The organism is Pirellulales bacterium (assembly GCA_033762255.1).
GTDB lineage: Bacteria > Planctomycetota > Planctomycetia > Pirellulales > JALHPA01 > JANRLT01.
Genome location: JANRLT010000007.1, coordinates 108,615 through 126,804, shown reverse-complemented (window position 1 = coordinate 126,804; position 18,190 = coordinate 108,615). Strand labels below are relative to the sequence as shown.

Sequence of the window (18,190 nt, the reverse complement as noted above, 5' to 3'; positions counted from 1 at the left end):
GAATATATGGATTTCGCGGGTTGCCCGCCCGATAGTGAAAATAGATACCCGCTCGGCTATCAAAAAACTCATCAAGTTGCCCGGATAGACGCGGGAGAATGGCAAATCCGGTGCTAGCGGATGTTTCCCGAATCACACACAAGGAAGTGCGTGTATGCGTTGCAGCAAAGTTCAGTTGGCCGCCTTGATCGCCGTTAGTTTGGGTGTCAGCGGTTGCCAGTCCGGCGGCGGCGGCAGTTGGAGTTGGAATCCCTGGGCCAAAAAAGATACCGCCCTGGCCGGCACCGGCAAGCCCAATCTTCCTTCGCGGGAAGCCCTGGCGGATAACACCACAACCAACACCACCAAGGGAACCTCGACAGGCGCGTCCACGCCAGGTGGCACGCCCTCTACCTCCACCCTGGCCGCCGGCAACGCCAATTACCCGCAAACCTCCACGCCGGTGGCAAATTACACGCAAGCCCCCAACACGCCTTATGGTCCGGCACAGGTGGTCATGGGAAATGCCACGACGACGCCCGGAGGACCAACCAGCGCCGCGGCCTACACCGCGATGAGTACCCCCTCTACGCCCGCTTATCCCGCGCAGGCAAATTACATGGCCAGCGGTTTTGGGTCGTATAATCAACCCGGCGCTATGAATCAAACCGGTGCCGTCAATCCCACGGCGACCATGGCCCCCGGCAGTGGGGTGGCCCCGGCCAGTTATCCCGCGAGTAACCCCGCTGCGGGGAGCGCGCCCGCCGGTGGCTTATATCCTTACACGCCCCCCAGCAATCCGGGATTTGCCCCGAATACCAGTGGTGGCACCGGCTATCAAGGAGCGGCGACCGGTAGTGGTTGGAACAACAACGCCGCCACGACCTCCGCGACAGGCACGGTATCTTCCACCGGTTATCCTTTGTCAACAACACCGGCTGGCGGCACCCCCTTTAACAGCCAAGCGGGTTTGGACGCGGCGCAAAACAACCAATCGATCGCCTCGGCCAGTATGGCTGACAAGCCAAATTACCAGCCGGGAAACAATGGCTATCAAGTCCCTAACTATCAGTACGGCAACCGCGGGGTAACGACTGCCGCCGCCGCCAGTTCTTATCGCCCCGGCGGGACCAGTAATTACAACTATTTAGGGACGGCGGGATCTACCACCGCTCTGAACAATGGGCAGCAGGGAAATACCGTACAACCGGCGAACTATGAAGCAACCCCTGGCACAGCCACACAAAACGGCAGTTTGGCCACGCCCACGACGGCGAGCGGCCAATACAACATGAATGCCCTGCAGGCCAGCGGCAGTCCCAATTTGCCCGCCGCCGCCAGTGGCAGCCTGCCGAGTGGCGTGGTTTGTGAAAACGGCGTTTGTCTGCCGGCAAATTCCTTAACTGCCGGTGCCGGCAGCTCCCCCACGGGGGCCAGCCCGGCAACAACCGCCACGCAAGGTTATTCACACAGTTACCTGCCCGCCAGCGGCGGCACCGTTGGCAGTGGCACCGCCAATGGCGGAACAGGCGCCTCGGGCAGTCTGTATCGCTAATCCCGCCTCCGTCGGCTGGGCATGGGAAGAGAGCCAATTACCAACGCGCTTTTCCCCACATGGCCAAAAATCGGCAAACGCCAAGTCAATAAACCCCGCGGGCTTTCCCCGCCGGGGTTTTTCTGCCGTGTTACCCCTCAAATTCGCTTGATTTTTGGCACGGGTGCATGCTATAAGGGAGCCTGACCTGCCGTCATGGGAATTTTATGGCGGTGTCAGCACGTTTTGCTATTCCCCGTTTTTTGTGTGGGAGTCCGCTACCGCATACATTCTATCCCCCCTTTGCGCGGCTCTTTTGCCGCATCTTTTTGGGGTGTTTCGGTGTTTTAGTCGGGTAATTGCTGGTTAAGTTACGAACCGGCGTTGCCACGATACCCCTGCAGTCACGATTGCCCTGGCTTTTTTAGACGTTTTGATGGCAAATCGCGCCTATCCGAGGGGACAGGTAATTACCATACATGAAGACGATCTCTGCGTGTTACCGGTATCGAAGGCGATATCACTTTTGGGCTAACAGATCAACTGACGATTCAACTTTGTAAAAGGGTCAAGCATGTCGGCATTCTTTGGTCAGTTCAGCGGAACGGGGCGGCGGCAAATTGGCTGGCGGCGATTGTTACTGATCGGGTTGCTGCTGCTGGCGGGTGGCGGTAGCGTGGCCCAGGCCATGCCCATAATTTTGTACAATTCCACGACTGGCCAAAAGCCGCAAGACCAGGGTTGGTTTTATTTGGCCACGGGGGCGACGACTTTTGATCCGCCGCAGTCCGTGATCGAAAACAACCTGGGGAACACCATGCTGTTTGACACGGCCGATCCCATAACCGATCGCGCCGGATATAGCCGCATTCCCGGCGTCACGCCGGTCCCTCCGGGTGTGGTGCTGGACCGCACGCTGGGTTATTCGCTAAGCATCAACGTGCAAATCACCAACGAAAATCACAACACCAATGACCGCGCCGGTTGGAGCTTGATCGTGCTGGGCCACGACAATCGCGGGATCGAAATTGGTTTTTGGGAGGATCGCGTCTTTGCCCAAAGCACGACCTTTACCCATGCCGAGGAAGCACTCTACGACACCACGGCGGCGATCACAAATTATACGTTATCGGTGTTTGGCGACAGCTATGCGTTTTTTGCCCCGGGCATGGCCAACCCCATGGTGGGGCCCTTGCGGCAATATCCCAGCAATGGTTTTCCCTCTGATCCGTATGGGCTAAGTAATTTTATTTTTGTCGGCGACAACACTTCCTCCGCCGAAGTTCAGGCCCTGTTCACGCAGGTGGGTTACTCCCCGGTGGTGCCAGAACCAAGCTGGTGGTGGGGAGCGGCCAGCTTGGCCGCCGCGGTCTTGTGCGGCCGCCACGCCACGCAGACACAAAGGGCCGCGCGGATACATAGCGCCGCGTAGGCGCGCCACTAATCCCGCGCAGCATCTTGATAGGACTTTATCAGTTTAAAGCACCACAAACAGCCTAAAATAATTAACGCCAAGTGAATGTCCGGGGACATTCGCTTGGCGTTGCTGTTGATAATCACCACGAATCTGTCCTGCGCTGGCGGTTGTTAAATTAGCTGCTTACCACGGGCCGCGAATGTAATACACGCCAAACTGGTTGGTGTCGCTGGGCCAATAGGGGGGATGCCGAAAGCGATAACCGCCAAAGCCCCCCCCGCCAGGATAGCTGCGGCCATACTGGTGAAAGATCGGGGTGTTCCGCATCCCGCCGACACCCCACGCGTAGTGTGTTTGGTATTCGGCATTGGGCGGGACAACCAGGGCGTACGGCTCGCCATAGGCTTGATGGGCGTACTTGTTATGCCAGGGCAAACCCTGGCTCACGTTTACCGCCTGTTGACTGGCGGTTAGGTAGGGCTTGGTGTAGGGATATTGGGCATGGGCTGTGGACGCCGTCCCCAGCGCAAGCACCAATCCAGCCACTCCGGCCAACAGGAAACGGTTCATAGGGATGTTCCCAAGGGTAAATAAATTTAAGGGGGGGAAAGTTGTTTGATCGCTGGTCGTGCGGCGGTTTGGTGTCTCTGATCTCAGGTTTTAAATCTCAAATCTCGGATCTCAAATGCAGTATCTCAAATTTGAAATTTGAAATTTACCTACGGAGTTGCCTCCTACCCGCTTACCACCAATGAATCTTCGCGCGGGTAACGCCGCCGTAGGGACCCCAGGGACGATAATAGGTCCGGTGGTGCTTGTACAGCATCTCGTGCGGCATCAAACCTTCATATGTGATGTAGGTATGGCCCACGAATGCCGGTACCGGCCGGGGGGAGACGTACAGTTGGGCACCAATAGCTCCGGCATCGCCACAGGGGACGCCGGGGACATAATAATTGCGACCAACATCGGCGGGAGAGCCGGGTTGGCAATACTCAGCGGCACTACATTCGGCGGACAGGCTGAGCACGCACAGGCAGGCGGCAGCCAAGAGGGACAGTGATTTCATGACGGAACTCCTTTTCCGGTAAAGATTTATTGTTTTATGGCCAAATTCCCTCACTGTTAGATGCGGGATTCGGGCCAGCCGTGTCAAAGCGATTTCCCCCGCCTGGACGCGACAGATTCTCGGTCTGTATCAATGATGTCGGATATTCCCGCCTAGGGGGATGAACCCGCGCTCGGCAGGGTGCGGAACCGTTTTTTACGGACAATTCCGCAGTAACGGAGGATTCGTTGTAGCAGTTCCCAGTCCTACGATCCGCAAAATTTATTGCTTTTACAGCACATTATTCCCAAAGCCATGGATCGCGGATGACCGCAATTCCGGCAAAATACAGCCGCTTTTCACCTTGTGGCGGTCAAATCGTTTGCTGACGGTTTGCTTGCATTTAGTCCCCAAATTCTTTAATTTAGTTGTAGAGTCCCATCTTTCGATTGCCAGTCAGTATGACTCCTTTTGGCTTCCCGTAGCGTGGGAAATTTCCCACGACCCGCCCAACATCCCACCTGTCACGTTCGTAGGGAAAGAGTAAATTGCACTGCCAAAGCTCACTTTGCATGACGGCAGTACCAATGGCACTCCCCCGCAGTTTTCCAACCTGGGTCATTGATAACCCGAGCCTTTGATATTGGTCCAACCCGAGTCAATAAGAAGAGGGAATGATGTCTTCCACCCCAATCGTTGTTTCAACAAGTAATGTGCCTTTACAGAAATTCATGCCAATTCTTCGCGCCTGCTTAAGCTTTCTGCTGGTTTTATCTGGACTAAGTCCCTTATTTGCCCAAGTGACCGCAAAAAATCTTGGTGTAGCGGCTTCCGCGCCACAGGGCAAGGCCGCCCCCGCCCCCCTTAGCGTTGCGGCTGTCAACGCGTCGGTTTCGTCTCCCGCCGACTGGCCGAATTGGCGTGGCCCCGATCAAGATGGCGTTTCTCGTTCCTCATCGAACTTGGTTAGTACGGTTGATTTGCGTTCGGGCAAGAATGTCGCCTGGAAGAACGAAGAGGCGGGGGGCATCTCCACGCCGATTATCTACAAAGGAAAGCTGTACACCATTGTCCGCGACGCCCGCGAGACGAACCGCGAAATGGAAAAAGTGATTTGCCTGGACGCGGCGACCGGGAACAAAATTTGGGAAGCCAAGCATAACGTGTATCTGTCGGACGTGCCCGCGGAGCGCGTCGGTTGGTCCTGCTGTGTGGCCGATCCGCAGACCAACACCATCTTTGCCCAGGGGGTCAATGGCTACTTTGCCTGCCTGGACGCCGACACGGGCAAGGTTGTGTGGGATCGCTCCCTGCACGAGGAATTCGGCGCGCTGAGCACGTATGGCGGGCGGACCAACGTGCCGGTGGTCTTTGACGATATGGTCATCGCCAGCGCGGTGGTGATCGGCTGGGGAGAGATGGCCCGCCCTGCGCACCGCTTTCTCGGTATGGACAAGCACACGGGCGAAGTCCGCTGGTTTAACGGGACGAAGGAACTTCCCGAGGACACGACCTATAGCACGCCCGTGATCAAGGTGATCGACGGCCAGGCGCAAATGATTTTTGGCAGTAGCGACGGCAGCGTCTGGAGCTTTCAGCCCCGGACGGGCGTCCCCCTGTGGAATTACAAGCTTTCCCGCCGCGGCATTAGCGTCTCTCCCTTGGTCGTGGGGGATACGGTGTACATCGCCCAAGGGGAAGAAAACATGGACAACACGACCATTGGTTGCGTGGCCGCCATCAATGCCAAAGGGGCAAAGGGAGACATCACTGATAAAAAAGAGCATCTGTTGTGGATGCAAAAGTCCGTCATGTGCGGCAAAAGCTCGCCGGTGATCCATAACGACCGGCTGTACTGCGTGGATGACTCTTCCAATTTGTTTATTCTGGATGCCAAAACCGGGCAAACCATCACCAAACGCCCGATCAAGCTAGTCGGAGCACTCACCCGCGCCAGTCCCCTAGTTGCGGATGATAAAATATACATGCCGACGACGAGCGGGCTGCACATTTTGCAGCCGACGGCGGAAGGGGCCAAATTCTTGCTAAAAGCGCGGCTCGACCCCGTCGACGAGGTGAGTGGCTCGATGATCGCCAGCGAAAATCGGGTTTATTTGCCGACCAATCACGCGCTGTATTGCTTTGCGGATGGGGACCCCGCGGCAAGCGCGTCCCCGCCCCCCATCACTTCCTCCCCCGAACCCCCAGTTAGCGGCTCCGACACGCCTTCACATGTGCAGGTCGTCCCCTGCGAGGTCCTGATGCAGCCGGGCGAAGCCCAAAAATTCAGCGTGCGGCTGTTTAATGCCCGCGGTCAACTGCTGGGCGAACAGTCCGCCACATTCACGCTGGCCGGACCGGGAGAGATCACCCCGGAGGGGAACTTTACCGCGGACAAATCCGCGGCGCATGTGGCGACAGTTCTCACGGCCAAAGTGGGGAATTTGACCGGCACCGCGCGGATTCGCGTGGTCCCGCCGCTGCCTTGGAAATTTGATTTTAATAGCATTCCCCTGGCCGAGGTAACCAATCCCGTCACCAAGGCCAAATCCATCGAGGGGGAACCGGTTATTACCTGGGTCGGCGTGCGGCACCGCCACAAAATTCGCGAAATCGATGGTGAAAAAGTCATGGTCAAGGTCACCACCATTCCTCGCGGCACTCGCAGCCAAGGGTGGCTGGGTCCATGGAACATGACCAACTACACGATTCAGGCCGACCTACGCGGCCAGGCGGTCAAGGCCATCGCCGAAACCGACCAAGGTAAGCAAGAGATCATCAAACTTCCCGATATGGGACTGATCAACATGCGTTACACGTTGGACATGATGGGGGATAGCCAAAAGCTGCAACTGCGCAGTTGGACTAGCCAGATCAAGACCCGCTTTAGCAAGGATTTGCCGTTTGCCTGGGAAGGTGGAAAGTGGTACACGATGAAATTTAGCGCCCATGCCGAAGATGGCAAAGCGATCCTGCGGGGCAAAGTATGGGAACGGGGCCAGCCCGAACCCCAGGAATGGCAAATTGAGGCCGTCGATGAAACGCCCAACGTGGTCGGCTCGCCGGGCCTGTTTGGCAATGCCAGTGTGGCGGAAATTTACATTGATAACTTGCAGGTGTACCCCAATCCACCGACGACCGTCAGCCAAAATTAGCTGGACACCAACTCGATCCAATTTTTTCAACATCCACTTGCCTTAGTGAGTTTTCCTTATGCCTTGTTGTTTGCATTCCCGACTGTTTTTGGCTATTGCGGTTTTGCTTAGCTTCAGCTTATGCGCCGGAACTGCCAGTGCCCAACCCAAAGCCGCGGCCCCCACGACCCCAGCAACTCAGAAAGCCCCAGCCGCCAAGAGTGCTGCCACCCCGAATGTCCCCGCCAAGAGTATCCCCGCCCAGGGTATCCCCGCCACAAAACTGGTTCCCGCCACCAAAATTGCCCCCGCGAAAGGACAATTTTCGGCGCAATACCAAGTTCAACCCGGCGATTGGAATCAATGGGGGGGAAGTCCCGGCCGCAATAACGCCCCGGAGGCGAGCAACCTCCCCACGGAATGGGAAATCACGATGGATCCCTCCACCGGCAAATTTGTTCCGGAAAAATCCAAAAACATCAAATGGGCCGTGCCGCTGGGTTCCCAGACTTATGGGAATACCGTGGTCGCCAACGGCCAAGTGTATGTCGGCACCAACAACGGCGCGGCTTATCTCAAGCGCTATCCCGCGACGGTGGACCTGGGCGTGTTGCTTTGCTTTGACGAAGCTACCGGCAAATTCCTGTGGCAGGACTCCAGCGAAAAACTTCCCACAGGCCGCGTGCACGATTGGCCGTTGATGGGGATTTGCTGCTCGCCACTTATCGATGGCGAACGCTTGTGGTATGTCACCAGCCGGGGAGAGGTCAAATGCCTGGACACCCGCGGCTTTCACGATGACGAAAACGACGGCTCCGTCAAAGACGAAAAGTTTACCGCCAAGGACGAGGCGGATGTCATCTGGAACTTTAACATGATGAAGCAGTTGGGCATCTCACAGCATAATATGTGCTCGTGCTCGGTCACGATCGCCGGGGACTATCTGTTTGTGCTGACAGGTAATGGCGTGGACGAGGGGCACACGAATTTGCCCGCGCCCAAGGCGACCTCGTTTCTGGTGCTTAATAAAAACAATGGCCAGGTCATTTGGGCGGATAACACTCCGGGCGAAAACGTCCTGCATGGGCAGTGGTCGTCTCCCGCCTTTGCCGAGATCGGGGGCATTCCCCAACTGGTGTTTGGGGCCGGCGACGGCTGGGTGTATAGCTTTGACGCCCGCGGGGAAAACGGCAAAGCCAAACTCTTGTGGAAATTTGACTGCAACCCCAAGACTGCCAAGTACACTCTGCAGGGGGCGGATCGCAACCATATTATCGGCACGCCGGTCATCTATGACGGGCTGGTCTATGTGGCGGTCGGGGAAGACCCCGAACATGGCGAGGGGCAAGGCCACCTGTGGTGCATTGATCCCTTAAAAAAGACGGATGGGTCGGACGTCAGCCCGGAGTTGGTGTTTAACACCGCCGATCCGCAGACCCCGATTCCGCACAAGCGCAACCAGGCATGCGAGAAGGAAAAAGGGGATTTCACCCGCGCTAATCCCAACTCTGCGGCGCTTTGGGAATATGCTAGCCATGACGCCAATAATGACGGCAAGCTGGACTTCGAGGAAAAGATGCACCGCACAATCGGCACCGTGGCGATCAGCGGCGATTTGCTGTTTGTGGTGGACTTTAGCGGGTTAGTGCATTGCCTGGACCGTCAGACCGGCGTCCCCCACTGGACGCACGATATGCTGGCGGTTTCTTGGGGTAGCCCGCTGATCGCCGATGGCAAAATGTACTGCGGCGACGAAGATGGCGATATCACCATCTTTACCGTCGGCAAGGAAAAAGACGTGCTGGGCGAGATCAACATGGGCTCGGCCGTGTATAGCACGCCCATTGTGGCCAACGGCGTGCTGTATATCTCCAGCAAGAATTACCTCTTTGCCATTGCGGAGCCAAAGTAAGTCTTTTGCAACGCCAGGCAGAAAAGATTTAGACGATCACATAACCACGGAATCATCGCCAGGAGATCGGGAGCGGAGAAATTCCGCTCCCTGATTTACCGGCGATAATCCGTGGTTTTTTTTTCACAAGGGAAGAGGGGCCGAATATTGGCTTTACCAATAAATTGGATGGATCTCGGGCCGCTCAATGCCACTCCGCATGAATCGATTTGTTGGTCATCGGGTTTCTACTAGCCAATTCATGCGGGCATGACGCCTGTGTTCGTCTGACTTGCGCCCCTACCGGACATGAGCACATTGGCCCCTTACCGCCACGCGTAGTCCCCCGCGTTGACACTGGGCAAATGGCTGACGCCCATCAGGTATTTGTCCACGGCGCGGGCGGCTTCGCGCCCTTCGTGAATCGCCCAGACGACCAGGGATTGACCCCGCCGTAGATCCCCGGCGGCAAACACCCCCTCACGGCTGGATTGAAACTCGGCGTTAGTTTTGACATTGCCGCGGGGATCCAGCTCCAACCCCAAATCCGCGATCGGGCCGGTCTTTTCCGGGCCGACAAAGCCCATCGCCAATAGCACGAGCTGCGTGGGCCAGGTTTTCTCGGTGCCGGGGACTTCCTTGCATTGTTGGCGGCCGTTTTCGTCGGTATACCATTCCAATTGCACGGTTCTGAGCGCGGTCACATTTCCCTGGCCATCGCCGATAAATTCCTTGGTCGAAATGCTGAATTCCCGCTGGCATCCTTCTTCATGGCTGGTGCTGGTGCGCATAATCGCGGGCCAATAGGGCCAGGGGGTATTGACGGGGCGCTGGCTGGCGCGGGGGTAGCTGCCGACATCCGGCGGCGGGGGCATCAGTTCAAACTGGGTCAGGCTTTTGCAGCCGTGGCGATTGCTGGTGCCGTCGCAGTCGCTGCCGGTATCGCCACCGCCAATCACGATCACATCCTTGCCGGCGGCGGAAATTTGGCCGGGCACCTCGTCCCCCTGGTTGACTTTGTTTTGCTGCGGCAAAAAGTCCATGGCAAAATGGATGCCCGCCAGCTCGCGGCCGGGAATCTTGAGGTCGCGCGGGGCGGTCGCGCCGCCGCACAACAAGATAGCGTCAAACTCGTCGACCAGTTTTTGTGTGGGGACATTCCCCCCGATATTTGCCCCGCACTCAAAGACCACCCCTTCGGCGGTCAGTTGGTCGATTCTGCGCCACACGCGCCATTTTTCCAATTTGAAATCGGGAATGCCATACATGAGCAGTCCCCCCGGCCGGTCGGCGCGCTCAAACACCGTCACGCTATGTCCCGCACGGTTGAGTTGCTGCGCGGCGGCCAATCCCGCGGGGCCGGAGCCGACAATCGCCACCCGTTTGCCGGTTCGCTCCAGCGGAGGCTCCGGTGTAACCCAACCTTCGTCAAAGGCGCGGTCGGCGATGGAACATTCAATCTGCTTAATGGCGACGGGGTCTTCGTTGATACCCAGCACGCAGGCTGTTTCGCACGGAGCGGGACAGACGCGCCCCGTAAATTCGGGAAAGTTGTTCGTCGCGTGCAGGCGTTCGCTGGCCTCCCGCCAGTTATCGCGAAAGACCAGATCGTTCCAGTCGGGAATGATATTTCCCAGCGGGCAGCCGGTATGACAAAACGGCACACCGCAGTCCATGCAGCGGGCACCCTGCGTGCGGAGTTCTTCCACCGGCAAGATGGTCAAAAATTCGTTGTAATGGCGCAACCGCTCGGCCACCGGCGCTTTGCCGCTGACCTTGCGCTTGAACTTCATAAAGCCTTTGACGTCGCCCATGGTATGCCTGTGGTATTTGGTTTTTGGTTGGTGGTATTTGGTTGATTGTCCAATATTCAATCTCAAATCATAAATTTAGATTGAACAGGAGGAAGCTGAGAGAGCAGGAAAGAACACAAATTAATTTTCTCCGTTAGCTCCAATGCCTCTTGTTCACACATTCTCTGTAATTCCGCAATGGTATTACCAATCAGCCGTATGCAGATTTCAAATTTCAATCCATCCTGACTGATTCGGAACAATCCTTTTCTGTCCGGGTTCCTTCCGGGTATCGTCGTATTTGTTAAGCGGCAGCGACAATAGTTCGGCTATAAAACTGTAGTCGCCAATAAATTCGGCGACAGAGTCGCCTCCTACAATACAGTCGCTTCCTACAATACGTTTGTCTCCTACATGCTCCCCACCTCTTGCAAAACTTGCCGTGCGCGGGCTTGTTCGGCTTCTTTCTTCATTTCCGCCAGCACGCGTTTGTAATCGGTTGGCATCACCTTAAAGAAATGCCCGGAAAGAGACTCAAAATCATTCAGGATGTATCGCCCCCGCGCTGATTGGGTAAAGTCGATATGCTTGGCCAGCATCATTTGCAGGTATTCGCGGTCGTCATCGTTCAGATCCTCCAGCTCGACCATTTCTTTATTGACCAGCGCGGGGAACTTGCCGGATTCGTCATAGACATAAGCGATCCCGCCGCTCATTCCCGCGGCAAAGTTCCGACCCGTCTCGCCCAAGATGATCACCCGCCCACCGGTCATGTATTCGCAACCGTGGTCGCCGACCCCCTCCACCACGGCGTGCGCGCCGCTATTGCGCACGCAGAAGCGTTCACCCGCGATTCCCCGCACAAACAGTTCACCGCTGGTCGCGCCGTACAGGGCGACGTTGCCGCAGATGATGTTTTCCTCGGCGATGAATGTTGCCTCGCGCGGCGGATAAACAATGATCCGCCCGCCGCTCAGTCCCTTGCCGCAGTAATCATTGACGTCCCCTTCCACCCGGACCGTAATCCCATGCACGCCAAAGGCGAACAGGCTTTGCCCGGACGAACCCCGAAAGTTGAGTTGGATCGTGTTTTCCTTTTCAAAGCCCCGCGCGCCATACTTGCGCGTGACTTCGCTCGACAAAATCGTCCCCGCGGTCCGATTCAGGTTTTTGATAGGCAGCTCTAACACCACCGGCGTCTGGTCGCGCAGGGCCGGTTCGCAACGCGGAACCAGCGTGGTCAGGTCCAGCGACTGCGCCAGGCCATGATCCTGCTCAAACGCGCGATAGGTCAGCACATGTTCGGGCACCTCTGGCTTGTACAAAATCTTGGAAAAGTCCAGCCCCTGCGCCTTCCAGTGGGTGATCGCCTGGCGGGTGTCCAGCAGATCCACCCGGCCCACCATTTCGTTAATGGTCCGCACGCCCAGGGAAGCCATGATTTCGCGTAATTCCTCGGCCAAGAGGAAAAAGTAATTCACGACATGTTCGGGCTTTCCTTCGAATTTTTTGCGTAGTTCGGGGTCCTGGGTGGCAATGCCGACTGGGCAGGTGTTGAGATGGCATTTGCGCATCATGATGCAGCCAATGGTGACCAAGGCCGCCGTGGCAATCCCCCATTCCTCCGCGCCTAAGAGACACGCCACCGCCACGTCCTTGGCCGTGCGCAGCATGCCGTCGGTCTGCACGACAATCCGGCTGCGTAAATCATTTAACACCAGCACTTGGTGGGTTTCGGCCAGGCCCAGTTCCCAGGGGAGTCCGGCGTGTTTGATGGAGGTTTGGGGGCTGGCGCCGGTTCCACCTTCGTAGCCGCTGATGAGCACGACGTCGGATTTTCCCTTGGCCACGCCGGCGGCAATGGTCCCCACGCCAACTTCGGCGACCAGCTTGACACTGATCCGCGCATGGCGATTGGAATTCTTTAGGTCATGAATGAGTTGCGCCAGGTCCTCGATCGAGTAAATATCGTGGTGGGGCGGCGGGGAAATCAGACCCACGCCCGGCGTGCTATGCCGCACGCGGGCAATTTCCTTATCAACCTTGTGGCCGGGAAGTTGCCCCCCCTCGCCTGGTTTGGCTCCTTGGGCCATTTTGATTTGCAATTCCTGGGCGCTGACCAGATATTCGCTCGTGACGCCAAAGCGGCCGCTGGCGACTTGCTTGATCGCGCTTTTGCGGGAGTCGCCATTGGCGTCGGGCGTGTAACGGATGGGATCCTCCCCCCCTTCGCCGGTGTTGCTTTTGCCGCCAATCCGATTCATGGCAATGGCCAAGGTCTCGTGCGCTTCCTTGCTGATGGAGCCAAAGGACATCGCCCCCGTGGCAAACCGCTTGACGATTTCAGTCGCGGGTTCGACCTGGTCCAGCGGAATGGGCTGCGCGGTTTTCTTAAAGTCCAGCAAACCCCGCAGGGTCAACAATTGACGCTCTTGCTGGTCGATGGCCGCGCAAAACTTGCGAAATTCCTCGCGGCTGTTCAACTGGGTGGAATGCTGGAGTTTGGCGACCACTTCGGGGTTCATGACGTGCAGTTCCCCCTTGCGCCGCCACTGGTATTCGCCACCCACGTCCAGGTCCAACAGTTGCGCCGGCTTGATCTTGGGATAAGCGTGTTCATGGCGACGGAGGGCCTCGGCGGCGATTTCCTCCAGGCCGATCCCCTCGATCCGGCTGGGCGTGCCGGTAAAGTACTCTTGGACAAAGGGGGTGTTAAGCCCGACCGACTCAAAAATTTGCGCGCCGCGGTAGCTTTGCTGGGTGGAAATGCCCATTTTGGACATGACCTTTAACAGTCCCTTCACCACGGCCTTGTTAAAGTTTTTGACCAGTAGTTTTTTATTGAGCGTGCTGGGGAGGTACCCCTCGGCCAGCATGTTTTCCAGCGTGGAGTAGGCCAAATAAGGATTGACCGCCCCCGCGCCGTAGCCGGTCAGCAGGGCAAAGTGGTGCACCTCGCGGGCTTCGCCGGTTTCCACAACCAGGCCGCACTGGGTGCGGGTCCCTTCCCGCACGAGGTGGTTATGCACATTGGCCACGGCCAAGAGCGCGGGGATGGGAACCAAGTCGCGGTTGACGCCCCGATCTGAAAGGATGATGATCGACACACCCGCCTGGATCGCGGCGGAAACCTCGGTGCGCAGCTCTTGCAGGCGTTGCCGCATCCCCGCCGCGCCGCTGCTTTTGGGAAAGAGGATCGAGAACGTCTGGTTCCGTAGGCGTTGATCGCTGTAGTGGCGGATCTTGGCTAGTTCGGCGTTGGACAGGATCGGAATTTCCAGCCGCAGCAGGTGGCACTGCTCTGGCGTTTCGGTCATGAGGTTCCCCTCGCTGCCGATCGTGGTGATCATCATCGTGATGATCTCTTCGCGTATGGCGTCCAGCGGAGGGTTGGTCACCTGCGCAAAGAGTTGCTTAAAATAGTTGTACAGCAGTTGCGGCCGGTTAGATAATACGGCCAGCGGCGTGTCATTCCCCATGGAACCGAGTGGCTCGTAGCCATCCGCGGCCATCGGACCCATGATGATCCGCAAATCCTCGAGCGTGTACCCAAACGCGCGTTGCTGCGTCAGCAGGTCGCCATCAATCTGGCCATTGGTCGATTCGGCCTCGGGCAGGTTCTCTAGCCGGATTTGTTGGGTGTTGATCCATTCGCGATAGGGCTGCTTGGCGGCCAGACCGGCTTTGATTTCTTGATCGCTAATGATTCGCCGCTGCGCGGTATCGACCAGGAACATCCGCCCCGGACGGAGGCGGCCTTTATGTTCGACTTGGTCTTGTCGCACATCCAGCACGCCCGCCTCGCTGGCCATGATGACCGTGCCGTCCTTTAACACCCAGTAGCGGCAGGGACGCAGTCCGTTGCGGTCCAGGCAGCCGCCAATGACCGTGCCATCGGTAAAGGCGATGGCCGCGGGGCCGTCCCACGGTTCCATCAGGCAGGCCTGATATTCGTAATAGGCCTTGAGCTCGTCGCTCATTGATTCGTGCCCCGCCCACGGCTCGGGGATCATCATGCTCATGGCCTCCGGCAGGGAGCGGCCGCTGAGGAGCAAGAGTTCCAGGACATTATCAAAAATTTTCGAATCGGACCCGCCGGGGGTGCAAATGGGAAAGATTTTTTTGATGTCGTCGCCGTAGCGCGGATCGGCCAGCATGGTCTCGCGGGCGTGCATCCAGTTGTAATTTCCCTTGAGCGTGTTGATTTCACCGTTATGCGCGATAAAGCGAAACGGATGCGCGAGGTCCCACGTGGGAAAAGTGTTGGTGCTATACCGCTGATGCACGAGCGCCAGCGCGCTATTGAACCGGGGGTCGGCCAAATCGGGGTAGTATTTGAACACCTGCGGTGCCAACAGCAGCCCTTTGTACACCAGCGTCCGCGATGACAGCGAATTGATGTAAAAGTATTTCTTTTTGCCCAGATTGGCCTGGGAGGTGGCCACGCCGACGCGCTTGCGAATGACAAACAGCTTCCATTCGAATAGTTCCGGCGGGGTCTGGGGGCCGCGGGCGACAAACGCCTGGCGAATGCGCGGCTCGACATCGCGGGCCAATTGGCCGATGACGCCGCTATCGACCGGCAAATCCCGCCAGCCCAAAAAGATTTGCCCTTCGGCCTCGATCACTTGGACCAGCCGCGCCTCGCATTCGGCGCGCTCGGCGTCATCCGGCATAAAAAAGATGTTGCCCGCCGCATAATCCCCCACCGGCGGCAGGGTAATGCCAATCTCGGCGGCCTTCGCGCGTAAAAATTCGTCAGGCATCTGCACCAAGATCCCGGCCCCGTCGCCGGTTTGCGGGTCGCAGCCGCAGGCTCCGCGATGTTCCAGGTGCTCCAGGATTTCAATCCCTTGCTCAATGATGCGATGGCTTTTTACACCATGCATATTCACGACAAAGCCCACGCCGCAAGCGTCGTGTTCTTGTTCCGGGTGATAGAGTCCCTGGGGGGCCGGTAATCCGTGATTGGTGATTAATTTCCGCATAAGTCGCTAACCGCTATATATTGTCGTAAAGTAAGGGAAATGAGCGGGGAATCTTCGAGTCAATTTCCGGCGATGGCGTATTCCGCAACCGTGCCATTTAACGGGCCGGGGCTCCCCTTGGGATTGCCCGGGGCGTGGGTTGATCCCGCGGGCGAACTTAACACCACTTCGCTATTCTGACGCAGCAGTTCGATAAATCGGCGAATCGTCACGCCTAGCTCTTTGCCCCGTCGCACCAAAATGCCAATCGGCCGCACCAGTTCTTCCCCCTGGATGGGAATCGCCACCAAACTGCCGGCCGCGACTTCACGGGCGACGGTCGGTTCCGGCAAAATCGCCACGCCAGCGTCAATTTCGATCGCCCGTTTGATGGTTTCGATATTGTCAAACTCCATCGTCACCTTCACTTCGCTTTGGTGCAGGGCCAGCACCCGGTCGATCTCGCGACGGATGGTCAGATCGCTGTCAAAGCCGATCATGGTCACGCCGTTCAGTTCCCCCAGGTCCACCTCGGTCTGGTTGGCAAATTTGTTCCCGGGAGCACAAATCAGGTGCATCGGCTCATCCCGCCAGGGGATCGCCTTTAACGTGCGGGATGCCTTGGGATAGCTGACCAACCCCAAATCCGCCTGGTCGTTTTCTACCGCTTCGTATACCCGATGCGGGTGTAAGTACTCTAACCGCACGTTCGCCTTCGGATATTGGCCCATGTATTCCTGGATGTAGCGGCTCATGTGGGTGAGGCCGATGGAATAAATCGATGCCACCCGGACGCGCCCGGCGACCTCGCCATGCAGAGAGCGAACTTCTTCCTCGAGGGCAAAATAGCGGTCCACCAGTTTACGGCAGCCGTCGTAATACATTTCCCCTTCGGGAGTTAGGCCAAATGGCCGCTTCGAACGGTCGATCAACTTGACCGCCACCCGGGCTTCCAGTTGGTTAATTACCTGGCTGACACCCGACTGGGAAATGTTATTGTCGTCGGCAGCCTTGGAAAAACTGCGGCGGGAAACCACATCGCAGAAAATTTTCAGGGATTTCAAATGCATGAGGGGCCCATCTCAGAATCAGAAATGCAAATACAAAGCTGGAGCACTATTTCAAGTGCGAATGATAAAATAGGAAGAATTATGGTTTTTGTCAAGGACTTGGGTGACAACGACCCACCAGTCTAGGTTCTGGGGGTGGCCTATTCGAGGGTTGATAGAATGAATATAAGTTATTTATTATCAAGTGTTTGTGATATTTTTTCAAAAACGCTAGGAGCTAACTTGAGAATTAAAGCTTTATTAAAATTTCACAAAAGCGTTCTTATTTTGATTAGTATTTCTAATCGTTATGCGTGCTGTATCATTAATTGTTCAGGTTGTGTTCATTTTTGGGGCGGCTTAAGTCTAGGGCCGGATAAGCGAAGCTTGATGTTGCAAGAGTCAGCCCGCCTGATCTTTAGGCCGTGGCGAAAGACGAGCTGACAGATTGCGGCATTCCGCCTCCCCCCTCTCCCGCAAATTTCCCTGTTTTACCTAACCTGTATTAAGGGTGCAGCCGGGGTGTGGGGGGAACTGAACTCTAACATTTCTATGGAAATTTTGTCACACCTCGGTATTCGAACAAAAAAACGCGGTAAAGTAAGCCAGGTTTATTTTGTTTGTTTAGCAACTTGTAATATGCTAAAAATCGTGAAATATCAAAATAAATTTCACTAGATCAACATTTGAAATGTCCGAGCTTACTGGTCTGTTTGCACAAATCGAAGCAGGCGACACAGTTGCGATAGGGCAATTGCTACCTTTGGTCTACAAAGAGTTGCATCGATTAGCCTCTGCCCAAGTGGCGCAGGAGCAGTCTGGGCAAACACTCCAAGCCACAGCACTGGTTCACGAAGCATATCTACGCTTGGTTGGATCCGATAGTAGTCAGACTTTTACAAATCGGCGATATTTCTTTGGTGCCGCAGCGGAAGCCATGCGTCGAATTCTGATCGAACAAGCGCGGCGAAAAAAAACCATTAAACGGGGCGCAAATTGGCGGCGATGCGAATTGCAAGACTTACCTCAGACTAAACCCGTCCCCGACTTGGAGACCCTTTCGACAGCCTTGCAAACCCTTGAGCAGCAAGACCCGCAGGCAGCAGAATTGGTAAAGTTGCGGTTTTTTGCCGGTTTCTCCAATTCGGCCGCCGCCGAAATTTTGGGTGTGAGCGAACGGACCGCCGAAAGAATCTGGGCTTACGCTAAGTCTTTTCTGTATAAAGAGATAAAACAATAAGGGATCGAATTACCAGCTTATATTACATCTACCATGAAGCGAATTTACAAGAAAGCAGTTAAAATTTTGGCGGACCGCGTTGCCATTATTCGCATGATAATCGGAGACTTGGTTACCCTCATGAACTAAGAGGCTGCG

Annotated in this window: 10 protein-coding genes; 5 read left to right on the top strand and 5 right to left on the bottom strand. The window is 56.4% G+C overall.

Going from position 1 to position 18,190, the window contains the following annotated elements:
• The first annotated feature begins 154 nt into the window (after nt 1-154).
• Together SFX18_01640 and SFX18_01635 are read left to right on the top strand one after the other, a co-directional pair.
• A complete protein-coding gene (locus tag SFX18_01640; protein ID MDX1961823.1) occupies nt 155-1,534 on the top strand; it encodes a hypothetical protein in 1,380 nt (459 codons plus the stop codon).
• Between the two features lie 553 nt (nt 1,535-2,087).
• Nucleotides 2,088-2,945 carry a hypothetical protein gene (locus tag SFX18_01635; GenBank protein MDX1961822.1) on the top strand — a complete coding sequence of 286 codons (858 nt, stop codon included), beginning with the start codon at nt 2,088-2,090 and terminating at the stop codon, nt 2,943-2,945.
• Nucleotides 2,946-3,113: 168 nt separating this feature from the next.
• On the opposite strand, the gene SFX18_01630 is transcribed toward SFX18_01635, so the two are convergent.
• A complete protein-coding gene (locus SFX18_01630) occupies nt 3,114-3,500 on the bottom strand; it encodes a hypothetical protein (protein MDX1961821.1) in 387 nt (128 codons plus the stop codon).
• Nucleotides 3,501-3,672: 172 nt separating this feature from the next.
• Nucleotides 3,673-3,999: a hypothetical protein gene (locus SFX18_01625; protein ID MDX1961820.1), complete on the bottom strand. Its 327-nt coding sequence runs from the start codon at nt 3,997-3,999 to the stop codon at nt 3,673-3,675.
• A gap of 710 nt (nt 4,000-4,709) precedes the next feature.
• Here SFX18_01625 and SFX18_01620 point away from each other — a divergent pair.
• Nucleotides 4,710-7,133: a PQQ-binding-like beta-propeller repeat protein gene (locus SFX18_01620; GenBank protein MDX1961819.1), complete on the top strand. Its 2,424-nt coding sequence runs from the start codon at nt 4,710-4,712 to the stop codon at nt 7,131-7,133.
• A gap of 58 nt (nt 7,134-7,191) precedes the next feature.
• Nucleotides 7,192-9,024 (top strand): PQQ-binding-like beta-propeller repeat protein, encoded by a 1,833-nt coding sequence (locus SFX18_01615; GenBank protein ID MDX1961818.1) that lies wholly within the window; start codon nt 7,192-7,194, stop codon nt 9,022-9,024.
• Between the two features lie 305 nt (nt 9,025-9,329).
• Here SFX18_01615 and SFX18_01610 read toward each other — a convergent pair whose 3' ends face one another.
• From SFX18_01610 to SFX18_01600, 3 genes are all read right to left on the bottom strand, one after another.
• On the bottom strand, nt 9,330-10,817 hold the full coding sequence (locus SFX18_01610; GenBank protein MDX1961817.1) for a glutamate synthase subunit beta: 1,488 nt from the start codon (nt 10,815-10,817) through the stop codon (nt 9,330-9,332).
• A 389-nt stretch (nt 10,818-11,206) separates the two neighbouring features.
• Entirely contained in the window at nt 11,207-15,784 is a 4,578-nt protein-coding gene (gene gltB / locus SFX18_01605) for a glutamate synthase large subunit (GenBank protein MDX1961816.1), read from the bottom strand.
• Nucleotides 15,785-15,843: 59 nt separating this feature from the next.
• A complete protein-coding gene (locus SFX18_01600; protein MDX1961815.1) occupies nt 15,844-16,833 on the bottom strand; it encodes a LysR family transcriptional regulator in 990 nt (329 codons plus the stop codon).
• A gap of 670 nt (nt 16,834-17,503) precedes the next feature.
• Between SFX18_01600 and SFX18_01595 the strand changes: the two genes are divergently transcribed.
• Complete coding sequence (locus SFX18_01595) at nt 17,504-18,052, top strand: ECF-type sigma factor (GenBank protein MDX1961814.1); 549 nt, start codon at nt 17,504-17,506, stop codon at nt 18,050-18,052.
• The last annotated feature ends 138 nt before the right edge of the window (nt 18,053-18,190 follow it).

Excerpts from the sequence above, each read along its gene's own strand:
- SFX18_01630 (MDX1961821.1), bottom strand. The coding sequence starts at position 3,500 with ATGAACCGTTTCCTGTTGGCCGGAGTGGCTGGATTGGTGCTTGCGCTG.
- SFX18_01600 (MDX1961815.1), bottom strand. The coding sequence starts at position 16,833 with ATGCATTTGAAATCCCTGAAAATTTTCTGCGATGTGGTTTCCCGCCGC.
- SFX18_01620 (MDX1961819.1), top strand. The coding sequence starts at position 4,710 with ATGCCAATTCTTCGCGCCTGCTTAAGCTTTCTGCTGGTTTTATCTGGA.
- SFX18_01635 (MDX1961822.1), top strand. The coding sequence starts at position 2,088 with ATGTCGGCATTCTTTGGTCAGTTCAGCGGAACGGGGCGGCGGCAAATT.
- SFX18_01625 (MDX1961820.1), bottom strand. The coding sequence starts at position 3,999 with ATGAAATCACTGTCCCTCTTGGCTGCCGCCTGCCTGTGCGTGCTCAGC.
- SFX18_01615 (MDX1961818.1), top strand. The coding sequence starts at position 7,192 with ATGCCTTGTTGTTTGCATTCCCGACTGTTTTTGGCTATTGCGGTTTTG.
- SFX18_01640 (MDX1961823.1), top strand. The coding sequence starts at position 155 with ATGCGTTGCAGCAAAGTTCAGTTGGCCGCCTTGATCGCCGTTAGTTTG.
- SFX18_01610 (MDX1961817.1), bottom strand. The coding sequence starts at position 10,817 with ATGGGCGACGTCAAAGGCTTTATGAAGTTCAAGCGCAAGGTCAGCGGC.
- SFX18_01595 (MDX1961814.1), top strand. The coding sequence starts at position 17,504 with ATGTCCGAGCTTACTGGTCTGTTTGCACAAATCGAAGCAGGCGACACA.
- gltB (MDX1961816.1), bottom strand. The coding sequence starts at position 15,784 with ATGCGGAAATTAATCACCAATCACGGATTACCGGCCCCCCAGGGACTC.